This window comes from Cytobacillus massiliigabonensis, assembly GCF_900199725.1.
GTDB classification, from domain to species: Bacteria; Bacillota; Bacilli; order Bacillales; family Cytobacillaceae; genus Cytobacillus; species Cytobacillus massiliigabonensis.
Map to the genome: position 1 here is coordinate 2,505,124 of NZ_LT904904.1, position 19,684 is coordinate 2,524,807.

Sequence of the window (19,684 nt, forward strand, 5' to 3'; positions counted from 1 at the left end):
TTATTATGGATCACCATTGTGTGTATCACTAGTCTATTATTTACAGTCATGATATACTAAAAGGGATATAATTGAGAATGATTTTCATATCGAACAAAAAATTGCATACTATTTTTGGCAGGAGTAAAAGTAAGGAGGATTTCCAATATGAGTAATCAAGAAGGAATAAATGCTGTCGAACAAAACATTATAAATCGTAGAACAATTAAATCCTTTAAAAAGGATTCAATCAGTCCTGAGGAGATCATTGAGTTGCTGAATGTGGCTAAGTGGGCGCCTAACCACAAGTTAACAGAGCCTTGGAGATTTCAATTATACGTGGGTGAAGGGAAAGAAAAATTTATACAAGCCTTCATTCATTCTCAGCCAAAAGCTGATGGCGAGATCTCAGAAAAAGTGAAGAAAAAAGCACAATATTTTAGAGATATTCCTATGCATCTGGTAGTCATTATGCCTGAAGATCCCCGCCAAAGAAGATGGGATGAAGATTATGGAGCTGTCTCCTCACTCATTCAAAATTTTCAACTTGCGGCATGGCAAAGAGGAATCGGCATGATTTGGCGTACGAATGATTGGATATATGATCCAGCATTCAGGAAGGAGATAGGTATAACTCCTGGTGAGAAAATAGTGGCGACGTTGATGATTGGCTATCCTGAACATGTACCTGCTGCCCGACAACGTACGGATATTCAAGAGCTTCTAACAATTATAGATAAATAGTGAAAGGATAAATAGAACTCAGCATAGGAGTTCTATTTTTTTAATTTTATATATGTATACCACAAAACTTAAGGGATTAACTTCATAAAACTCTATATATTCATTATTATTATATAATTACATTAATAAAATAGCTTATAATTTTACTAGTAATAATTTAACGTTATTTATATCTGCTTTATTAAATAGCAATTGATGCTGAGGGGATGGAAAAAATGCTTAATTCTAGAACAAAGTTAATGCAAAACTTATTAAGAATTGAAAAGGAAGATTATCAGCTGAGGGAAGGAGAGTCGTTACAGGATTTCGTTACTCTAATGTTGGAGTATATTGGTGATCCAGATCCTCAGTTGCGTGATAATCTTATTTATTCAACTTTCTATAAATGGCTGATTGACTCGAATAAATTTACCAATGAAGAAATGCAAAATCTTTTGTCTATTTTAATAGATGAGCAGCATTTGTTGTATCATATCGGCAATGCAGGTGATCTTACAGTTTTAAAAAGATCTTTTTCAGTCCTGCCCATTGCTCTAATATTACACCGACACTTAAAGAATCCTTTTTTGACGGTTACTGAATATCAATCAGTAAAGAATGCTCTGCTGCGCTATTATAAAAAGGAAAAAGATTTACGCGGTTATTTATCTGTGGAAGGTTGGGCTCATAGTGCAGCTCACGGTGCTGATGCATTAGAAGAGCTCATACAATGCCCTGAAAGCGATATTTCTTTGCAGCTTGAGGTGTTAGATGCGATAAAAGGAATGCTTCATAATGGCATCTACATTTTCTGTGATGAGGAGGATGAACGGATGGCAACCATTGTGGATACAATGATTGTCAAAAAACTGATCCCTTATAAGGAGATCACTGACTGGCTAATCGGCTTGGCAGATTGCGCTGAATGGAAGCGAACCCGTGACCAAAGGATTGCTCTAATAAACAGCAAGAATTTTATTCGCAGTCTTTATTTTAGGAGAGACTATGTAAGCTTTCATAATCAACTTGCTGCTGCTTTACTTGAAGCAGAAGGGAAACTAAATCATTTTGCAAAACGTTGAGTAAAATAATCTAAAAAATGAAAAAGCATTCTAGGAATACCCAAGAATGCTCTTTGTCTTCTTATTTAGGATGAATGTGCTGGACTCTCCCAACTTGCCCGTCTGTTAGTCTAACTTTGATTCCGTGTGGGTGTGTCCCAGAATTCGTGAGGATATCTTTAACGACTCCTCTTGTAAGCTTTCCAGTTTTTTGATCCGCTTTTAAAACGATGTCAACTGTTATCCCTGGTGATAAATCCTTGCGATTTTTCCCATTCATTAGCTGCCCATTTTTCTGCGGGTATTGCTTGGTTTCTTTGTTTGCTGGCTTTTCATTTTCTTTGCTGAGAGGTCTACATTCCCTTTTCCTTTATTAGATGAATTCTGATTCTTTTTGTTTTCAAGCTGCTTTTTCATAGCCTCTTGCAAGCTTATTTTCTTTTTTGGTGCATCGGATTGATTGTTTTCAGTCATATTAAATTCCTCCAATTGGAATATGTTAGTTAGAAGTATAATCTATTTTTTGGATTTATGAAAGAATAAAAAAGGATTCATGTAGTTACTAATATAATTTTTATTTATTATATAAGCGAGATTAAATAATATATTTTTAAACCGGGGTGAAATGAATGAGTACTCAAAGTAAGTTACATCCGATTGAAGCTGCACAACAGTTTATCAATAAACATTTTCCTAATTGTCAAGGAGCATTCTTAGCCGGAAGTGTCGTTCGTGGACAATCAACAGAAACATCAGACCTTGATATTATTATTTTTGAGGATAAAATACGTTCTTCTTATAGGGAATCATTAATAGACTTTGGGTGGGCAATTGAGGTTTTTGTACATACCTTAACTTCCAATAAATTATTTTTTGAAAGTGATCGAAAAAGAGCGAGACCATCTTTGCCAAGGATGGTATCCGAGGGAATCGTTCTAAAAGATGATGGAATTATAGGCTCTATTAAAAAAGAGGCACAAGACTTATTAAAGAATGGACCAGAAAAATGGTCATTAGATACTATAATAACAAAGCGCTATTTTATTACAGACGCATTGGATGATTTTATTGGATGTTCGAATCGGGCAGAAGAACTTTTTATTGCAAATACTCTTGCTGAATTAGCAAGTGAATTTGTTTTAAGAACAAATGACCAATGGATTGGTGCTTCAAAATGGATCGTACGCTCTTTAATTCATTATAATGAAGAGTTCACAAGAGAATTTGTAGAGGCTTTTGATGTTTTTTATAAAATTGGTGACAAGAGAAAAGTGATTCAATTGGTTGATTCTATCTTGCAGCCATATGGTGGACGGCTATTTGATGGATTTTCATTGGGGAAATGTGAATAGAATTTACTAAAGTTTAATGTATCTATATCGTAATTCATTGACATTTTCAAGTAAACACTTTAAAATGTTATTAAATTTTTCTATGCATAGGAGGATTATTAAAAAATGACACACGCAATGAGACTAAGATTCCAATCTTTGAACAAGTAATTGAATATGTTCAGGAACTCTGTTAGTGAATGCAGAGTAAATGGGAATAGTCTGTCCATTTTTAATGATCTTCATTTCGAATATATTTATGTGTTATGAAGAAAGGCGGGTCGTTCTGCCTTTCTTTTTTAAATGTAAAGATAGACTAAATCCTTTTACTCAAAAATCACAGGCAGACGTCTGTGTTTTTTTATTTTAATATTGAAGGAGAGGAAAGAGATGCAATTTTTATTGTTTCATTGATACGAGCTTGAAATAGAAGCTCGTATCGATCCTAGCTATCGATACGAAATCCAAAAAATTTCGGAGGTAGCGAAAATGGAACAAATATGTTTTGAAATAGAAAATGTTGAAGTAACTTATTTAGATAAAGAAATATTGAAGATTGACAGATTAGCAGTCCATCAATTTGACCGCATTGGCATTGTTGGAAAAAATGGTGCGGGGAAGAGTACATTAATCAAGTTATTATCTGGAAAAATATCTCCAACAAGTGGAAGAGTGAATCGGTACATTGATTGTGGATTATTTGAACAGCTTGAAGCTCCAGCAAAAGCAGAAGCAGATGTATCCTTACTAGGAAAACTGGCAGTTCCGAAACATTCAGAACGATTAAGCGGCGGGGAGCAAACAAGGCTAAAACTTGCCCAATTGTTTACTCACTATTATGAAGCTTTATTAATCGACGAGCCAACAACACACTTGGATCAAAAGGGGATTTCATTTCTTCTCGAAGAGCTAGAATATTACTATGGTGCACTTGTGTTAATTAGTCATGATCGCAGTGTTTTAGATAAACTTATCACCACCATTTGGGAAATAGAAGATGGAAAGGTGAATGTTTATACTGGAAATTATAGTGAATATATGCAGCAAAAGAAATTAGAGCGTGAACAGCAAAAACAAGCGCATGAACAATACATGAAGGAAAAGAGCCGACTTGAAAAAGCTGCACAAGAAAAAATGAAAAAGGCTGAAAAGATTGCTCAAGCAGGAAGTATGTCCAAGAAAGAAGCGAATGCAAAACCAAACAAGATGTTTATGACGAAATCAAAAGGAACAAGTCAAAAGGCAGTTCAGCGTGCAGCGAAAGCGATTGAACATCGAATGGAGAAACTTCAAGAAGTTGATGCAGTACAAGTGGAAAGAAAAGTCATCTTTCGTCAGTCTGAAACATTAGAATTGCATAATAAGTTTCCGATAATGGCTGACCAGCTCACTCTTCACGTGGCAGGTAAAGTATTATTGGAAAAGGTAAGTTTCCAACTGCCTCTAGGTAAAAAAATTGCGATTACTGGCAGCAATGGCAGTGGAAAGAGTACACTGCTTCATCTGATTGCGAATAAGACGGAAGGAATTACAGTTTCTCCAAAAGCTAAGATTGGCTGCTTCCGCCAAATGAGCTATCAATTTTCAAGTAATGAAACAGTACTCCAGTTTTTGAAAAATCGTTCAGACTATGATGAAGGTTTTTTAAGAAGTGTATTACATGCCATGCACTTTACGGGTACAGACATACGAAAAAGGGTGGAATCATTAAGTGGTGGAGAAGCGATTCGCCTCCAGCTTTGCCAGCTGTTTTTAGGGAAATATAATATCTTATTGTTAGACGAACCGACCAATTTTTTAGATGTACCTACTATTGAGGCATTAGAACAATTTATTGCTGCATATGAAGGAACGATTATTTTTGTATCCCATGATCGTGCATTCATAAATAACACTGCAGACATTGAGTTTCATATTGCGAATAAAAAATTAAATCAAGTATAATTGATTTTCTGAAGTAAGCTGCCTATCATGCAAGGTGGCTTATTTCTTTATCTAAGGATTCATATAGGAAGCTATATCAAAAAGGAATAATTTCCCTTTACAACTCATTCACATGAGTGTAGAATTTCTATATACCTAAAAAAACTAGGTAGGTGAAAAATATGTTTAATCGTGAATTAGTAAAAGGCAGTACATCGCTCTTATTGCTTCAATTGTTAGAGGAGCGGGACATGTATGGCTATGAACTTGTAAAAGAGCTAGAGAAACGAAGCGAGAATGAATTTTCAGTGAAAGAGGGAACTCTTTATCCAGCGCTTCATAAACTTGAAAAGCAGGAATACATTGAATGCTATTGGCAAGAACAGGAGAAGGGACCGGCTAGGAAGTATTATCGCATAACTGATGCTGGTAAGGAAATGCTCCTTGAAAAGACACGTGAATGGAATGATTTTGTTTCAGTGATGAACAGGCTGATTGGGAGAAAAAAACATGGAACGGCTGAAGAATGAGTTTTTGGAGGAGTTAGCTCAGAAGCTTATTGATCATCCAGATAAAGAATCGATATTGAACGATTATGATGTGCATCTTGATGATCTGCTTGTTACTCTATACAAAGTCGAAAACGAATCAGAGCTGAGAGATCAAGTCTATTCTAGGTTCGGAACACCGAATGAGATAGCTGAAATGTGGAAAGAAGAACTGTCTGTTACTCCTAGTAAAATGAAATGGCTATTCGTTGCAGTAAATATATGTTTGTTTGCTGGAGGCGCGATCCTTACTATCGCGCATAATCTCCTTGATTGGCATTGGCTATCTAATCTATGGACCCAATTAACTTCAATTCCAATCGTAATAGCACTGATATACGTATTCTTTTGGGCATTGTTAGGCTATGAAATTGGAAGAAGTTTCGGACATAAAGGCAGAAAGTTAATGAAAGGAACATTCTTGGTGGCTTTGCTTCCAAATATTCTCTTGATGATTTTAACGGTTTTCAATATCATTCCTCATGAATGGTTTAGTCCGCTGCTAACAGAAACGTTTATTGTTATCTGCATTCTTTTCACCATTCTTTTATACCCCATTTGTCTAATTAGTTACAGGTGGGGCAAAAAAGCTTCTGTATAAGCTTTTTTTTAAACTTATACATAGAAATTCTATATATATAGAAAAACTATATGCATTTGGAGGTATTTGTTATGGAATTGAAAATAGAAAAGGCAGACTGGTTATTCTTTCTGTTATGTTTATTTGCAGGGGTACTTGCTGAAGAAGCATTTTTTAGGGAACAAATCGGCATCTCCTATTTTGTTTTTATAGCTGTTTTCTATACTATATTTTTTTGGAAGTTTCGTTCATTTTCGTTCTCTCATCAGCGAGTGGGGTATCTCATATTAATTTCAATCTGGATTTTAGCAGCAGGCTACTATTTACATGACACCGCTCTTTTCTATGCCCTGAATATACTTGTGATACCTTCCCTAGTGATCTTTCATTTAGCCTTAATAACCTCACCGAAGAAATTGGAGTGGAATAAGCTATTTTTCATTCTTTACACTGCTTTAAGACTTGGACAGGGAATTCGCTATGGAGGTATCTTCATTAGCTATCTTGCAAAAATATTAAACCGCAGCAGCAACCCAAAACAGTTTAATGTGTGGAAAAAAATTCTCATAGGTGTTGCTATCGCTATTCCCTTCTTATTTGTCGTTCTTAACCTGCTGATTTCAGCTGATGCCCAATTTGAAAAGCTTGTAAACAACCTCCCAAATTTGTTTAGCTTTCAGACAGAATATGTCTTCCGTGTTATTATCATGCTTATTTATGGATTGGGATTTTTTGGGTTTATGCAAGTTCTTATACAAAAAAATGTCCAAATAGTAAAGAAAGAGGACACATTAAAGCTTCATCAAATGGATGGAATCATAACTTTGACTGTGCTATTCCTTTTGGATTTGGTCTATGTTTTATTTGTAATTGTCCAATTCAAATATTTCTTTAGCGGCACACTTGATGCTGGCTTCACTTATGCAGAATATGCTCGTCGGGGATTTTTCGAACTGCTATTTGTTACTCTAATTAACTTAACTGTAACAACAGGTGTGATTACTTTTACAAAGGGTGTTCAGGGAAAATTAAAAATTGTCATTCGTTTTTTCTTATCAGTACTCGTCTTATCAAGCGGTGTCCTGCTAATATCAGCATTTATGCGTATGTCGATGTATGAGGATGCATATGGCTTCACGTTTACAAGAGTTCTTGTCAATTCGTTTATGATTTTCCTGCTGGTCATTTTTGCCTACACACTTGTGAAGATCTGGCTGGATCGACTGTCTTTATTTCATTTTTATTTTATTGCATCCTTAATCTACTACGCCGGCATGAATATTATCAATTTTGACCAGATTGTGGTAGATCGTAATATCGCACGCTATGAGACAACAGGAAAAATTGATATTCATTATTTAAATAGCTTTTCATCAACAGGAGTCCTCGGACTAATAGAGCTTTATGAAACAAACCCTGATGTACCAGGTTTAAAAGCATTACTAAAACAACGGAATGCAGAAAGAGAATATTTAAATCCAGATACATGGCAATCGCAAAATCTTGTGAGGGATAAAGCGTATAAAAGGCTGGGAGAGTTGGATTTAAAGTGATATTTCTCGGTAAAACTGAAAGAAAAGTAGTTTGAATCGTTTAAAAAGAAAGAACCCATTTTGATGATTTTTCTACAAAAAATGGATTCTTTCTTCTTTCGCCTATTCATCTTAGATTATCAATGTGATTGATATTCGTCTACGTTTATATGATCAATAACCGAATTCATGTTATAAAAGTGGTCTATTTTCATCATATCATTTGATGTTAACTCTTGCTCGTTCTTTTCAATGAAATGCAGCCATTCCTCTTCTATTTTCTCTAATTGTTTTCCATAAATATCTTGCATCTTTTTTTCTAGTTGATCTTGATTGTATACCTGTTCAAACTTCTCTAGGCCATAGGAATCAATTAAAAAGGTAATAAATGATCCTGCATGTGTGTAGCTAATCCATTGTAAGACGACATCCTCATATTCAACGAAAGGCGGGCGAAAAAAGAAATCATCGGTTGTTAGATCTATTAACTTATTTATAGGAATGATTTTCTCTTTATCCATCAAATAATTCATTACTTTATGAACAGGATAGCTTTGTTTTCCATATGTATTTTCCATATAAACTCCAAGTCCCTCCTGCGTGAGGTACCCCTTGCTATCATCAAAATTATTTCCATAGCCAAGTAGCGTGTGTGTCATTTCATGTACAAGAGGATATTTGCCATTTCTGACAGAATACAGTTTAATTTCAGATCTTAATCCCCATGAATTTTCATTCCCTTCTAATAAGAAAATATTTATTTTTTCAGACGGTGTATAGTCTGTTTTAATAAATTGATGAATGACTTTATAAGCATTTGAAATCTCTTTTTTAATGATATCAACTCTTTCTTCTGGGACACCTGCTGTATTATAAATTTTAAATGATATTTTTCCATCTTCAGAGATTACGATATTATCTTGAACAGTTTTCTCTTTCTTTTTTTCTGTATCGATTACCGTACTATTCGAACAGGCAGTAATCAATAGAATTGAGAATATAATCGTCATATACCTTAACATATATATATACATCTCCTATTTCTTCATTGATATTATTTTTTGTAATTTTAGTATACAAGAAAAATATGGGTAAGGAGGAAAATAAAGCATTTATATAGAAGAGAAATTATGAAATATTATAAAAAGGAAAGTGAGAATGATATGAACATCCATTTAGCAGAAGTAAACGAGGACAACTTTTGGCAAATCGTCAACTTAAAATCTGATCCAGATCAGGAAAAACAAATTCAAATATTTGAACGATGGGTAGGATCGAATACCTTTTTCCTAGCAGCCAGTCAAGTTTATGGTTTTACCCCGAGAGCCATCTATGATGGAGAGAGGCTAATTGGATTTGCTTCACATGGTTTAAACAAGGAAACAGGAAGATATGAATTAATAAGCATCATGCTCGGCCATGCTTTTCAAGGTAAAGGGTATGGGGTACCAATTTTAAAAGCGATAGTTAATGAAATGATAGATTTATATTATTGCAAGGAGATATATTTGTCAGTCATTTATAATAATGAGGCAGCGAAACGAATATATGAAAAAGTTGGTTTTAAGCCGACAGGTGAAGTGGAGCAAGGACATCACCCTGAGCCGGTTTACCGTTTAATAATCACAGAATACCAGAAAACATTAAAATGAGGATGATTCCAATCATCCTCATTTTCATGCTGTTTGTGCTTCCGATCCGCCAACATGAATAAATCGTCTAGCCGGTAAACTAGATTATCTAAAGGTACTGGTTTCCCATCTCTTTTATTTCAAGTACTTCAGGCGAACCGTGCTTATAATTAAAAAATTCTCCAAATATGCAACTTTTTGCTATGCTAAAACGTGGATAGGCTGAAAGGGGGCACAGCTTTGGAGTTAGATGAAGCATATGAGGTATATGTAAAGGATCTATACCGTTATTTGTTTTCCCTTTCAAAGGATCATTTTACAGCGGAAGACTTAGTACAAGAGGCGTTCTACCGTGCGTATATTCATTTAGGTGATAATGAAATCAATAATATTAAGGCATGGCTTTTTAAAGTGGCTTTCCATGCATTTATTGATTTTTCGAGGAGAAATAATCGATTAATTATCAGTGACAAAATCGAAAATATGAACAAAAATCGTATTACTCATGAAAAGGTTCCTGAGAATCGAATGTTAGAGAAGGAGAGCTTTCAACTCTTGATAGAAGATATTCATTCTTTAAAGGTAGCAGAAACACATGTGATCCTTTTATGTGATTTACATCAGTTAACTCTTAAAGAATCAGCAGAAATCCTTGATATGAATCTTAATACATTAAAAAGCCATCTTGTACGCGGCCGAAAAAAATTGATTGAAAGGGTAAAAGAAAGGAGGATGAATGATGAAAGAGGATAATCAGAAAGACAAAGAAATTTATCAATCGTATATTAATCATTCCATTCAGGACTTTGATAATAGCCAGCCCATTCATGAAAAGGATCAAAGATCTTTAATTAAAAAAGGAAAATACACGGCATTAGTCACTACGATTATGATAAGTCTTGCTATTCTGCTATTAATCATTCCTGTCATGACACTCGGATCTTATTTATACTATGCTATCGGCGGGAAGGCAAATCATTTAATAGAGATTGCCGCAAAAACAATCTATGTAACCGAGCCTAACATCAGCTTAGAGGAAATGGAATTGGAGGAACATATTAAATTCTTCTCAATGGATATTCAATTTGATGTATTTAAGCGAATTGGAAAAGAAGATTATAAAGCAGGGGAGTACCTGATTAATTATGCATTTGATAAACCTAGATTTCCTGAGAGAACGATCCTATTGGATCGTCCATTGCCAAAGATAGCAAGCATGGATTCAAATCGCTTATTTCATCCAGATGCAGTTAAACCGCCAGGGCTTGAAGTTGAATGGGACTTATTAAAAAATCTGCCTGATGGGACAGTCAGTGAAGTTTATATCTCTTTAAGTAAATTAATGAAGGCAAAAGATTTAGAAAAACAACTTGGCAAAAATGTAGAGGTGCGATGGGTTGCGGTTGATACTGGCCTTGAAGAAAAGCAAATAGATAAGGAAGGCTATCCAGTCGCTCCAATCGGCTATCCTTTACAGGTTGATCAGACCACCTGGTCACCTTTTAATGGACGTGACCAAACAAATGAAGAAGTATTTATGGATATTCTCGAATTCCTGAGAAAAGATGAGGAGAACGCAGCGAAAATAGCAAGTGCTAAAACCCTTGCCTTAGAAGAAAGAGTCCCCTATTTAAAGAAAAATGGAATTCACGTATACGGGGCTGTAGTGACAGGACCAACCCGAGAATTAAGAAAACTCCAAAAAAATGAAGCCATTCGAACAATGAAGGTAGGGGAAGTTAAACTATGGAATTGGAAGTAAAAAGCACAAAAAAGAAGCGTCAAAAGCAAAGAATTCCCTCTGTCACAGGTTTTCTTTCCTTTATTATAGCTATTTTTTCACTTACCGGTTTAAATATTGCCTTGATAATGGATTATGATGAATTTCCAGATTTTTTCCTTATAAAACTGCCTTTAGTTGGTTTGATCTTAGGTGGAATTGGGCTTTTTACTCAGAAACGTTCAAGATTGTTTTCAATATGGGGAATACTCATATGCCTTTTCATATATATTTTTACTTTTTTGATGTTTGGACTGGCATGGAGCATCAACCCAAAACCATAATAAATGGCAGGGAGATTTCCCTGCCATTTTATTTATACTTTTACTTTCTTATCCGTAACCTCTAATACATCCAAAAGGAACACAAACACCGGAATACCAACAATCAGTCCCCAAACACCAAAGAAATGTTCTCCAAAGATCAGTACGATAAATGTGTAAAATACAGGTAAGTCAGTCTTAGCAGACATTAATTTTGGATTAAGGATATATGCCTCAATTGCATGGATAATCATAATTACAATAAGGATATAGATCACTTGTATGAAGCCCCCAAGTGTATAGGCAATTGTACAAAGAGGGATGAGTGAAATGATCACCCCTGCAACAGGTATTAACCCTAGTAAAAAGATGAGAATGGATAATCCCATTAATTGAGGGAAATCCATAATCCATAATGCTAATGTTGTCAATCCGCAATTCACAATAGCAATAATAAATTGTGCTTCAATTACTTTACCAAATGTTAAGACAAACTTTTTGGCAAAGAACTCAATCTCATTGTAAAAAGGAGCAATCTTACTATTTTTAAATTTTGAAGTAAATTCGATTAGCCTTGGCTTTTCTAATAAGAAGAATAAACTAAGTATTAACGAAAGCATGACCTGAATAGCGATATTACTTACACCGCTAAAGTACTTAAGTAGGAATGTAAAACCTTGCTCCAAATATTTCGAGATTTGGTTTGTTTCTATAAAGCTCATGACATAATTGATGATGATATTATCATGCTGTTGTGTATAAAAAACGGTAATCTGTGTGACTAGCTGGGAGATTTCAGCAACAATGATCGGCAAATACTTGCTAATTCCAATCGTTAACAGCCCGATAATAGCCAAATATACAATGAGCACGGTTACTTTTCGATTCAATTTAACTTTTCTAGTAATAAGGTTTACTAACCGATTAAGTAAAAATGAAAAAATAAATGTGATTAGAATTAAATTAATCATGCTTCTTAGCAAATAAAGAACGAATAATAAAATTCCAAAAATAATAAATCTTTTGAACGCACTTTTTTGTAATAAAGTTTGAATCGTCTCCATTAAAGTCAAATTCCTCCAATATATCGTAGCAGTCGTATATCGCAGCAGCTGGCTACACTTCTTATCTTCTATTTTAGTCTATTTTTAAAGATATTCATAATGATTTCATAAAAAAACAGATACTTTTTCACATTCACTTCAAGTATATTCCATGATTTAATTAAAATGATGAAACCTTCCTAAATTTGGAACGTAAAAGTATAATATTTACATATTTTCTAAAAGGAGACCAGAATGGGTAAAATTAAGGAGTTAATTAGCTGGAAATTTTTATTATTTATTGCAATCTCTATTATTCTTACAAAAGTGCCAATCATAGGAAATTACTTTCGTGTCGTTAATACGGTCGTCCATGAATCGGGTCATGCACTCATTGCCCTTTTTGGAGGAAAAGTACACGAAATTTCTTTGTTTATGAATACGGAAGGAGTGACCTACACAAGTCATTCCACTTGGTTTGGCGGCTTTTTCACTGGAGGAGCAGGGTATGTGTTCTCTTCCTTTATCGCTTTCCTGTCCTTTTGGTTTATTAGCAAAAAACAATACAAGCCACTAATCGTCATTCTTTTGTTATTAATTGGATTAAATCTTATCTTCTGGGTTAGAAATTTTTATGGTATTTTTTGGCTTATCACATTTGGTGCAGCCTTTATCTTTTTATTATATAAAGGAACAGCTGCCATTGTGGAGCATTTCTTGCTAATGATAGCAAGTATTCTTTTGGTCGAATCCATTTCGTCATCATTTACTATTTTTCTATTAAGTTTTACACAGCCACATGCTGCTGGAGATGCAACTGGACTTGCACAGTCCACACATATTATTCCAGCACAGTTTTGGGGAATAGTCTTTTTATCTCAAGCGATTGCATTTGCGATAGCAGGATTTAAGGTTGGGAGCTATCGAATAAGTAAATAATTTTTGTTTTCAGACAAGGATGTATCGAACGATACATCCTTGTTTTTTTATCTCATTAATAAGAATTAATTAGGTTCTTTCTTTATTATGTAAATTTTTCTATAAAAATCTGCCTGTTCGTATTGGAATATGGTATTATTACGTTTGAATGTTTGTACTATGTTTTTTCGATTTTTTTCGATGAATTCAAACATTAAATAAATGATTGAAGGAGATAAAAATGGCAGATCATACAATAATTCGTTTTGAACAAGTAACGAAACAATATGATAATGACCCCCCAGTTTTAAATGACGTAAGCTTTGAAATCGAAAGAGGGAAATTCTATACCCTTCTTGGACCATCTGGCTGTGGGAAAACAACGATACTGAGATTGATTGCTGGATTCATTGAACCGTCCAAAGGAAAAATCTTTATTAATGGAAAAATTGTTAACGGCGTGCCTGCAAATAAACGTCAAGTGAATACAGTTTTTCAGGACTATGCTTTGTTTCCGCATTTAAATGTATATGAAAATGTGGCATTTGGCTTAAGAATAAAAAAGCTTAAAAACAATGAGATTGATCGAAAAGTGAAAGAGGCATTAAGATTTGTCAATCTTGAAGGATATGAAAAAAGGGAAATTAAAGAAATGTCAGGCGGACAGCGTCAGCGTGTGGCTATCGCACGTGCGATTGTTAATGAGCCAGAGGTGATCCTGCTGGATGAACCATTATCTGCTCTTGATTTAAAGCTGCGTACGGAAATGCAGTATGAATTACGTGAGCTGCAGCGCAGACTCGGGATCACATTCATTTTCGTCACACATGATCAAGAAGAGGCACTAGCCATGTCTGATGAAATTTTTGTCCTTAATAATGGGAATATCGAGCAAAGTGGTACACCAACAGATATTTATGATGAACCGATTAACCGCTTTGTTGCTGACTTTATTGGAGAGTCGAATATTGTCCCTGGTGTTATGCTGCAAGATTTTTCTGTTCAATTTGCTGGAAAAACCTTTGAATGTGTGGATGGAGGATTCGATTCAAACGAAGCAGTCGAAATCGTCATTCGGCCTGAGGATTTAGAAATTACAAAGCCGGAAAATGGAAAGCTTCGCGTGCATGTAGATTCTCAATTATTCCGAGGAGTGCACTATGAAATTAGTTGCAACGATCAGGACGGCAATGAATGGCTAGTCCATTCGACAAGAAAGGCAATTGTTGGTGAGGAAATAGGACTTACATTTGATCCTGAAGCAATTCATGTTATGAGACATGGGGAGACAGAAGAGGAATTTGACAAACGTTTAGAAGCATATGAAGAGGGAAGCTATGAAAAGTAAATCACGGAACTTTTATCTCATTCCATATGTTATTTGGATTGCCCTTTTTGTCATTACACCGATTCTATTAATCCTATATTACTCATTTTTTGATATTGATGGACAATTTACGTTTGAGAATTACAAGAAATTTTTTACACCCGTCTATTTGAAGATGACATTTAGCTCTTTCTGGTATGCATTTTTAATTACAATGTTTACATTGCTTGTAGCATATCCAGTTGCTTTCTTGCTTACAAAATCAAAGCATAAACAGCTTTTACTATTATTAATTATCTTGCCTTCCTGGATCAATTTATTGTTAAAAGCTTATGCGTTCATTGGCATTTTTGGTACATACGGAGCAGCTAATAGTTTCCTAGAAGTCATTGGGATCGGGACAAAGCAAATTCTTTTCACTGATTTTAGCTTTATCTTTGTGTCTGTATATATATTCTTGCCATTTATGATTCTGCCTATTTTTAACGCATTGGATGAATTAAATCCATCACTTGTTGATGCATCCAATGACCTTGGCGCTTCTAAATGGACAACATTTAAGCGTGTAATCTTCCCGCTGACGATTGATGGTGTTAAATCAGGCTGTCAAATTGTCTTCATACCAGCCTTGTCACTGTTCATGCTTACAAGATTAATAGCCGGAAATCGAGTGATTACACTAGGTACTGCTATTGAGCAGCATTTCTTGGTTACACAAGACTGGGGGATGGGGGCAACAATTGCCGTCTTTTTAATCATTGCTATGGTATTAATTATGATTCTCACTGGGAAAAGAAAGCGGGGGATCTTATGAAGAAATTATCTAAACTTTCTACAGTTTATTTAGTGATTATGTTTTTCATTCTGTATGCCCCGATATTATATTTAATGTTTTATTCCTTTAATAGTGGGGGAACGATGTATCAATTTGAAGGATTTACACTTGATTGGTACAAGGAGTTGTTTGGCGATTCAAGGTTATTGATCATCGTTTTAAATACAATTATTATTGCTTTGCTATCAGCTGCAATTTCAACGATTCTGGGTGTTGCAGGTGCTTTAGCTATTTATTATGCAAGAAGAAGAAGAGTGAAAAACACACTGCTTTCGTTAAATAATGTTCTTATTGTCAGCCCGGATGTTATTATCGGTGCATCCTTTTTAATTTTGTTTACAATGGTTGGTATCAAGCTAGGGTTTATCTCTGTTTTACTAGCACATATTGCTTTTAGTGTGCCAATCGTTGTTATTATGGTTCTTCCGAAAATTGAGGAAATGAATACATCAATGATTTATGCAGCTCTTGATTTAGGGGCTAGCCGCTGGGATGTTTTGACAAAAGTCGTCCTCCCTTATATAACACCTGGGATTTTTGCTGGGTTTTTCATGGCATTAACATATTCATTAGATGATTTTGCTGTTACCTTTTTTGTAACCGGGAATGGCTTTACCACCTTATCAGTAGAAATATATTCACTTGCAAGAAGAGGCGTTTCATTAAATATTAATGCTCTTTCTACACTTTTATTTATTTTTACTATGCTCCTAGTAGTCGGATATTACTTCATTACTAAACGTAATAATAAGCCGGGCAGAATGGGGGTTAGATAATGAAAGAGCTGATTCGTGCATTATTAGCCGTGCTAATCGTTTCGTTTGTTTTAATATTTATTGTTTTCAGGCTTAACTCATCTCAGGGATATACGAGCGGAAATACTCTGACTATTTTTAACTGGGGCGATTATATTGATGAGGAACTGATTAAGCAATTTGAAGATGAGACTGGAATAAAGGTTATTTACGAGACATTTGATTCCAATGAGGCAATGCTGACGAAAATCGAGCAAGGAGGGACCGCGTATGATATTGCCGTCCCTTCCGAGTACATCATCGATAAAATGATACAGGAGGATCTGCTTCTTCCAATTGATCATTCAAAGCTCCCTAATTTTCAATATCTTGATTCCCGTTTCTTAGATTTGCCATTCGATCATGAGAACAAATATTCGATTCCGTATTTTTGGGGAACGGTTGGCATATTGTATAACACGAAAATACTTGGCGATCGAGAATTAACAAGCTGGAATGACCTTTGGGATCCGGAATTTAAGAATCAAATTTTGCTTGTTGATAGTGCACGCGAAGTGTTAGGAATGTCTTTAAATAGTCTAGGCTATTCTTTGAATGATAAAAACAAAGATCACCTTCAAGAAGCAAAAGAAAAGATAGATGCACTTACACCTAATATAAAGGCGATTGTCGGGGACGAAAACCGTTTATTATTGCAAAATGAAGAAGCGGCAATTGGACTTGTCTGGTCTGGGACCGCTCAAGAAATTATGTGGGAAAATGAAAATGTGGAGTATGTAATCCCAGAAGAAGGATCGAATTTATGGTTTGATAATATGGTTATTCCAAAAACAGCGAAAAATGTCGAAGCTGCACATCAATTTATCAATTTTATGCTTGATCCAGAAGTAGCTGCACAGAATACAGATTATGTCGGCTATTCTACCCCTAATAAAGAAGCACTAAAATTCATGGATGAAGAAGTAGTAAATGACGAACGTTTTTATCCGGATGAAGAAATGACTTCAAAGCTCGAGGTTTATGAAAACCTAGGAAAAAGAATGCTCGCACATTACAATGATCTTTTTCTCGAATTTAAAATGCATACAAAATAATCATAAAACTGACTGGCTAATAGCTGGTCAGTTTTTTTGTGCCTATGCTTAACATATTCTTATTGAAAAGTGGAAAAATTAATGAAAAAAAGGAGTGGTGAAATGAAACAAATACTTTGCCTGCTTGCTCTGCTTTTCCTTCTAAACCAGCCCCAATTTACAGAAGCTTCTCAAATAAAAAGGGAGTTAGCAATTGTAATAGACGACCTTGGAAACAATATGCTAGGAACAGAAGAAATATTAGAGCTTCCTATAACCTTAACTGCAGCAATTATGCCCTTTATGCCGAGCACGAAAGCAGATGCAGAAATGGCAAAACGTAATGGACATGAAGTGATCGTCCATTTGCCAATGGAGCCAAAGAAAGGAAAGAAGAGCTGGCTTGGTCCAGGTGCAATCACAACAGACTTAAGTGATGAAGAGATTCGGAAACGAGTTGTCGCTGCGATTAAAGATGTTCCGCATGCAACCGGCATGAATCATCATATGGGATCGAAAGCAACAGAGAATGAGAGAGTCATGAGAATTGTTCTGGAGGTTTGCAAAGAATATGGATTTTTTTATCTTGATAGCAAAACAACAGCAAATAGTGTAGTGTGGAAGATTGCCAATCAACTTAACATCCCATATTTAGAAAATAATTTGTTTTTTGATGACGTATATACAACAAGGCATGTCACTAAACAAGCGAACCTATTAGCTGGAAAGTTGAATAAAAGTGAGCAAATCATTGCAATTGGACATGTTGGAGTCTCAGGTCCAATTATGGCAAGTGTATTAGAAGCATATATTCCTGTTTATAAAAATAAAGCAGAACTCGTCCCACTTTCTAAGCTTATACCAGGGTATGAATTACTTGATGAAGGAATATAAAAAAAGAAAGACAACCTGGTATTTTTACTAGGTTGTTTCACTTTCTGTAATGAAAATTTTTTAAAGGCCGTCCACATTCCAATCTGGTTAGTCCCGCAATCGCTGCGAAGGTAGAAGAGGTGAACGACCGTAATAATAGTATATGTTCTAGTAAAAAAAAGATGCAGATTGATATCCATTTAGTGAAAGAAATGAAGTTTTCCACTATTATAAAAGATGAAAAGTAATTTTTAGCAATTGAGGTGCAGCAAATGAAGATTCAGGAAATTAGTTTGCGTCATTTAAAGATGAGAATGAGATCTCCTTTTGCAACAAGCTTTGGAACGATGCAGGATAAAGAATTTCTTCTGCTTGAAGCCAAATCAGTAAATGGTCATATTGGATGGGGTGAATCTGTTGCCTTTGATACACCATGGTATACGGAAGAAACAGTAAAGACAAACTGGCATATGCTCGAAGATTTTATCATTCCAGCTGTAATTAATAGAGAGTTAGAGCATCCTGATCAAATTACTTGTTTACTCTCATCTATTAGAAAAAATAATATGGCAAAATCAGCTCTAGAAGGTGCTGTTTGGGACTTATATTCGAAAGAAAAGGGGATAAGCCTTACTAGAGCACTTGGAGGAAATAAGGGGAAAATCGAAGTTGGTGTAAGCATTGGTATTCAAAAAACAATCGATGACCTTTTACAATTAATTGATCGGTATACAGCAAAAGGGTACAAGCGAATGAAGGTAAAAATAAAACCGGGTTGGGATCTTGAGGTTATTCGAGAAATCCGAAAGAATTTTCCTGAAGTCCCACTAATGGCAGATGCAAATTCAGCATACACCTTAAATGACACTGATTTGTTTAAATCATTGGATGAGTACGGTTTAATGATGATTGAACAGCCTTTAGCTGCCAATGACTTTATTGATCATGCAAAGCTTCAAAAGCAAATTACAACACCAATTTGTTTAGATGAAAGCATTCATTCGTATGAGGATGCGCGGATAGCCATTGAATTGAAAGCTTGCCAAATAATCAATATTAAAATTGGAAGAGTAGGGGGGTTAACAGAAGCAAGAAGAATTCATAACCTTTGTAAAGATAATAAGATCCCTGTATGGTGTGGAGGGATGCTTGAAGCAGGCATTGGAAGAGCGCATAATATTGCATTAACCACATTATCGAATTTTATTTTGCCAGGTGATACCGCTGGTTCTTCACACTATTGGGAAAAAGATATCATATATCCAGAAGTTGTAGTTGAAAATGGGTATATTAATGTGCCAGATCATCCTGGTATTGGCTATGAGCCTAATAGAGAGACCATCCGGCAATTTACTTTAAATGAAAAGATATTTTCTTAAATAACTCCCAGGTACATATAGTCCTGGGAGCGCAATCGAAAATAGCGGAATATTCAATTAATATTTCTCGGGAAAGCGCAGATTCAGACATTTCCTGCTTAGAATCGTCATCCTGCAAGTCTTAATTTGT

General features: G+C 35.1%; 23 protein-coding genes. 19 read left to right on the forward strand and 4 right to left on the reverse strand.

All coding sequences use genetic code 11. The features are described from left to right. The first annotated feature begins 147 nt into the window (after positions 1-147). Positions 148-723, forward strand: a complete 576-nt coding sequence (locus tag C1726_RS23575) for a nitroreductase family protein (RefSeq protein WP_102275387.1) — start codon at positions 148-150, stop codon at positions 721-723. A gap of 215 nt (positions 724-938) precedes the next feature. Then, complete coding sequence (locus tag C1726_RS23580) at positions 939-1,784, forward strand: DUF2785 domain-containing protein (protein WP_102275388.1); 846 nt, start codon at positions 939-941, stop codon at positions 1,782-1,784. 61 nt (positions 1,785-1,845) lie between these two features. Here the strand turns inward: C1726_RS23580 and C1726_RS23585 are convergent, their stop codons facing one another. Next, positions 1,846-2,043 carry a YwbE family protein gene (locus tag C1726_RS23585; protein ID WP_102275389.1) on the reverse strand — a complete coding sequence of 66 codons (198 nt, stop codon included), beginning with the start codon at positions 2,041-2,043 and terminating at the stop codon, positions 1,846-1,848. Beyond that, a complete protein-coding gene (locus C1726_RS23590) occupies positions 2,043-2,237 on the reverse strand; it encodes a hypothetical protein (protein WP_102275390.1) in 195 nt (64 codons plus the stop codon). Before C1726_RS23590 ends, C1726_RS23585 begins: the two co-directional genes overlap by 1 nt. Before the next feature lie 155 nt (positions 2,238-2,392). Here C1726_RS23590 and C1726_RS23595 point away from each other — a divergent pair, with 155 nt between their 5' ends. From C1726_RS23595 to C1726_RS23615, 6 genes are all read left to right on the forward strand, one after another. Next, positions 2,393-3,115 (forward strand): nucleotidyltransferase domain-containing protein, encoded by a 723-nt coding sequence (locus tag C1726_RS23595; protein WP_102275391.1) that lies wholly within the window; start codon positions 2,393-2,395, stop codon positions 3,113-3,115. A 105-nt stretch (positions 3,116-3,220) separates the two neighbouring features. Further along, positions 3,221-3,265 carry an erythromycin resistance leader peptide gene (locus C1726_RS27015; protein WP_142385123.1) on the forward strand — a complete coding sequence of 15 codons (45 nt, stop codon included), beginning with the start codon at positions 3,221-3,223 and terminating at the stop codon, positions 3,263-3,265. A gap of 318 nt (positions 3,266-3,583) precedes the next feature. After that, the gene (locus C1726_RS23600) at positions 3,584-5,038 is read left to right on the forward strand and encodes an Msr family ABC-F type ribosomal protection protein (protein ID WP_102275392.1); all 1,455 of its coding nucleotides are present in this window, start codon (positions 3,584-3,586) and stop codon (positions 5,036-5,038) included. Positions 5,039-5,199: 161 nt separating this feature from the next. Further along, positions 5,200-5,547 carry a PadR family transcriptional regulator gene (locus C1726_RS23605; protein ID WP_102275393.1) on the forward strand — a complete coding sequence of 116 codons (348 nt, stop codon included), beginning with the start codon at positions 5,200-5,202 and terminating at the stop codon, positions 5,545-5,547. Beyond that, positions 5,528-6,166, forward strand: a complete 639-nt coding sequence (locus C1726_RS23610) for an HAAS signaling domain-containing protein (RefSeq protein ID WP_102275394.1) — start codon at positions 5,528-5,530, stop codon at positions 6,164-6,166. Before C1726_RS23605 ends, C1726_RS23610 begins: the two co-directional genes overlap by 20 nt. A gap of 71 nt (positions 6,167-6,237) precedes the next feature. Next, positions 6,238-7,698: a DUF4153 domain-containing protein gene (locus C1726_RS23615; RefSeq protein WP_102275395.1), complete on the forward strand. Its 1,461-nt coding sequence runs from the start codon at positions 6,238-6,240 to the stop codon at positions 7,696-7,698. 119 nt (positions 7,699-7,817) lie between these two features. On the opposite strand, the gene C1726_RS23620 is transcribed toward C1726_RS23615, so the two are convergent. Continuing rightward, on the reverse strand, positions 7,818-8,699 hold the full coding sequence (locus C1726_RS23620; RefSeq protein WP_102275396.1) for a gluzincin family metallopeptidase: 882 nt from the start codon (positions 8,697-8,699) through the stop codon (positions 7,818-7,820). Positions 8,700-8,807: 108 nt separating this feature from the next. Here C1726_RS23620 and C1726_RS23625 point away from each other — a divergent pair, with 108 nt between their 5' ends. The 4 genes from C1726_RS23625 (at position 8,808) to C1726_RS23640 (ending at position 11,372) form a co-directional block, all read left to right on the forward strand. Beyond that, positions 8,808-9,329 carry a GNAT family N-acetyltransferase gene (locus tag C1726_RS23625; protein ID WP_235822833.1) on the forward strand — a complete coding sequence of 174 codons (522 nt, stop codon included), beginning with the start codon at positions 8,808-8,810 and terminating at the stop codon, positions 9,327-9,329. A gap of 219 nt (positions 9,330-9,548) precedes the next feature. Continuing rightward, complete coding sequence (locus C1726_RS23630) at positions 9,549-10,061, forward strand: sigma-70 family RNA polymerase sigma factor (RefSeq protein ID WP_102275397.1); 513 nt, start codon at positions 9,549-9,551, stop codon at positions 10,059-10,061. Further along, the gene (locus tag C1726_RS23635; RefSeq protein ID WP_180968284.1) at positions 10,048-11,070 is read left to right on the forward strand and encodes an anti-sigma factor; all 1,023 of its coding nucleotides are present in this window, start codon (positions 10,048-10,050) and stop codon (positions 11,068-11,070) included. Before C1726_RS23630 ends, C1726_RS23635 begins: the two co-directional genes overlap by 14 nt. Then, on the forward strand, positions 11,055-11,372 hold the full coding sequence (locus tag C1726_RS23640) for a hypothetical protein (protein ID WP_102275399.1): 318 nt from the start codon (positions 11,055-11,057) through the stop codon (positions 11,370-11,372). The genes C1726_RS23635 and C1726_RS23640 overlap by 16 nt, the downstream gene beginning before the upstream one ends. 32 nt (positions 11,373-11,404) lie before the next feature. On the opposite strand, the gene C1726_RS23645 is transcribed toward C1726_RS23640, so the two are convergent. Continuing rightward, positions 11,405-12,415, reverse strand: coding sequence for an AI-2E family transporter (locus C1726_RS23645; protein ID WP_057765218.1), 1,011 nt, complete (start codon positions 12,413-12,415; stop codon positions 11,405-11,407). Between the two features lie 234 nt (positions 12,416-12,649). Here C1726_RS23645 and C1726_RS23650 point away from each other — a divergent pair, with 234 nt between their 5' ends. From C1726_RS23650 to menC, 7 genes are all read left to right on the forward strand, one after another. Next, a complete protein-coding gene (locus tag C1726_RS23650; RefSeq protein WP_102275400.1) occupies positions 12,650-13,333 on the forward strand; it encodes a M50 family metallopeptidase in 684 nt (227 codons plus the stop codon). A gap of 220 nt (positions 13,334-13,553) precedes the next feature. Then, positions 13,554-14,660 (forward strand): ABC transporter ATP-binding protein, encoded by a 1,107-nt coding sequence (locus C1726_RS23655; protein ID WP_102275401.1) that lies wholly within the window; start codon positions 13,554-13,556, stop codon positions 14,658-14,660. Continuing rightward, positions 14,650-15,453 carry an ABC transporter permease gene (locus C1726_RS23660; protein WP_102275402.1) on the forward strand — a complete coding sequence of 268 codons (804 nt, stop codon included), beginning with the start codon at positions 14,650-14,652 and terminating at the stop codon, positions 15,451-15,453. The genes C1726_RS23655 and C1726_RS23660 overlap by 11 nt, the downstream gene beginning before the upstream one ends. Then, positions 15,450-16,250 carry an ABC transporter permease gene (locus C1726_RS23665; RefSeq protein ID WP_102275403.1) on the forward strand — a complete coding sequence of 267 codons (801 nt, stop codon included), beginning with the start codon at positions 15,450-15,452 and terminating at the stop codon, positions 16,248-16,250. The genes C1726_RS23660 and C1726_RS23665 overlap by 4 nt, the downstream gene beginning before the upstream one ends. After that, the gene (locus C1726_RS23670; protein ID WP_102275404.1) at positions 16,250-17,323 is read left to right on the forward strand and encodes an ABC transporter substrate-binding protein; all 1,074 of its coding nucleotides are present in this window, start codon (positions 16,250-16,252) and stop codon (positions 17,321-17,323) included. The genes C1726_RS23665 and C1726_RS23670 overlap by 1 nt, the downstream gene beginning before the upstream one ends. A 102-nt stretch (positions 17,324-17,425) precedes the next feature. Continuing rightward, on the forward strand, positions 17,426-18,196 hold the full coding sequence (locus C1726_RS23675) for a divergent polysaccharide deacetylase family protein (RefSeq protein WP_102275914.1): 771 nt from the start codon (positions 17,426-17,428) through the stop codon (positions 18,194-18,196). A 251-nt stretch (positions 18,197-18,447) separates the two neighbouring features. After that, positions 18,448-19,554, forward strand: coding sequence for an o-succinylbenzoate synthase (menC, locus tag C1726_RS23680; RefSeq protein ID WP_102275405.1), 1,107 nt, complete (start codon positions 18,448-18,450; stop codon positions 19,552-19,554). The last annotated feature ends 130 nt before the right edge of the window (positions 19,555-19,684 follow it).

Coding starts and splice junctions, on each gene's coding strand:
- C1726_RS23575 (WP_102275387.1), top strand. CDS start 148: ATGAGTAATCAAGAAGGAATAAATGCTGTCGAACAAAACATTATAAAT.
- C1726_RS23580 (WP_102275388.1), top strand. CDS start 939: ATGCTTAATTCTAGAACAAAGTTAATGCAAAACTTATTAAGAATTGAA.
- C1726_RS23585 (WP_102275389.1), bottom strand. CDS start 2,043: ATGAATGGGAAAAATCGCAAGGATTTATCACCAGGGATAACAGTTGAC.
- C1726_RS23590 (WP_102275390.1), bottom strand. CDS start 2,237: ATGACTGAAAACAATCAATCCGATGCACCAAAAAAGAAAATAAGCTTG.
- C1726_RS23595 (WP_102275391.1), top strand. CDS start 2,393: ATGAGTACTCAAAGTAAGTTACATCCGATTGAAGCTGCACAACAGTTT.
- C1726_RS23600 (WP_102275392.1), top strand. CDS start 3,584: ATGGAACAAATATGTTTTGAAATAGAAAATGTTGAAGTAACTTATTTA.
- C1726_RS23605 (WP_102275393.1), top strand. CDS start 5,200: ATGTTTAATCGTGAATTAGTAAAAGGCAGTACATCGCTCTTATTGCTT.
- C1726_RS23610 (WP_102275394.1), top strand. CDS start 5,528: ATGGAACGGCTGAAGAATGAGTTTTTGGAGGAGTTAGCTCAGAAGCTT.
- C1726_RS23615 (WP_102275395.1), top strand. CDS start 6,238: ATGGAATTGAAAATAGAAAAGGCAGACTGGTTATTCTTTCTGTTATGT.
- C1726_RS23620 (WP_102275396.1), bottom strand. CDS start 8,699: ATGTTAAGGTATATGACGATTATATTCTCAATTCTATTGATTACTGCC.
- C1726_RS23625 (WP_235822833.1), top strand. CDS start 8,808: ATGAAATATTATAAAAAGGAAAGTGAGAATGATATGAACATCCATTTA.
- C1726_RS23635 (WP_180968284.1), top strand. CDS start 10,048: ATGAAAGAGGATAATCAGAAAGACAAAGAAATTTATCAATCGTATATT.
- C1726_RS23640 (WP_102275399.1), top strand. CDS start 11,055: ATGGAATTGGAAGTAAAAAGCACAAAAAAGAAGCGTCAAAAGCAAAGA.
- C1726_RS23645 (WP_057765218.1), bottom strand. CDS start 12,415: ATGGAGACGATTCAAACTTTATTACAAAAAAGTGCGTTCAAAAGATTT.
- C1726_RS23650 (WP_102275400.1), top strand. CDS start 12,650: ATGGGTAAAATTAAGGAGTTAATTAGCTGGAAATTTTTATTATTTATT.
- C1726_RS23655 (WP_102275401.1), top strand. CDS start 13,554: ATGGCAGATCATACAATAATTCGTTTTGAACAAGTAACGAAACAATAT.
- C1726_RS23660 (WP_102275402.1), top strand. CDS start 14,650: ATGAAAAGTAAATCACGGAACTTTTATCTCATTCCATATGTTATTTGG.
- C1726_RS23665 (WP_102275403.1), top strand. CDS start 15,450: ATGAAGAAATTATCTAAACTTTCTACAGTTTATTTAGTGATTATGTTT.
- C1726_RS23670 (WP_102275404.1), top strand. CDS start 16,250: ATGAAAGAGCTGATTCGTGCATTATTAGCCGTGCTAATCGTTTCGTTT.
- C1726_RS23675 (WP_102275914.1), top strand. CDS start 17,426: ATGAAACAAATACTTTGCCTGCTTGCTCTGCTTTTCCTTCTAAACCAG.
- menC (WP_102275405.1), top strand. CDS start 18,448: ATGAAGATTCAGGAAATTAGTTTGCGTCATTTAAAGATGAGAATGAGA.